The 702-nt window shown below is 33.2% G+C and carries 1 pseudogene; it reads left to right on the top strand.

From position 1 onward, the window contains the following. Positions 1-28 precede the first annotated feature (28 nt). Positions 29-702, top strand: a pseudogene (locus tag RSB60_RS11305) (chromosome segregation protein SMC); the annotation flags it as partial.

Here is a 702-nt window from a genome sequence, read left to right as displayed (position 1 = left end):
TGGAGATGATATTCATAAAGGTGGATCAATGACAGGTGGTAAATCTAAGAATAGTGCTTCCTTACTAACTGTTAAAAAAGAATATGAAGAAATCGTACAATTAATAGATAGCCAAGTTGCTGCTTGTGCGTTAGCAGAAAAAGGTTTAGCAGATACTCAACGAAAACGTGAAGAGTTAGAACGTGGTTTAATGGAGCATCGAATAAGTTCTGCACAATTGGAACCAGTTGTTGATGCGAAACGTTCTAAATATGAAAAGCTGAAAAATGATTATGAATTAATTCGTCCAAATGATGAAGAAAATCATGATGCTAATTTTGCAGATGAAGTTATAATTCATTTGAATGAAGCTTATTCACGACGTGATGAAATTACAAACTCTATACGTAGCAAACGTGAGTATCGTATTAAAGTATCACAAGATGTTGAACGCAAAGAACAACAAATTCGCCAAATTCGACGTGATTTAGATACAGCAAATGCAAGTCAAAACGCTATTAAAATTGATCAAGCTAGATTAGAAACTAAACTTGAAAACAATTTGCAACGTTTAGCTACTGAATATCAGTTAACTTATGAATTTGCTCAAACCAAAGTAAGTGACAGTCATATTGAAAATGCAAAAGAAGAAGTGTTACAACTTCGTAGTGAAATCGAACGACTAGGTAATATCAATATGAATGCTCCACAAGAATTTGAAGA

The sequence above is a fragment of the Anaerorhabdus sp. genome (genome assembly GCF_036657415.1).
GTDB lineage: Bacteria > Bacillota_I > Bacilli_A > Erysipelotrichales > Erysipelotrichaceae > Anaerorhabdus.
This window is presented reverse-complemented; position numbering and strand designations above follow the sequence as displayed.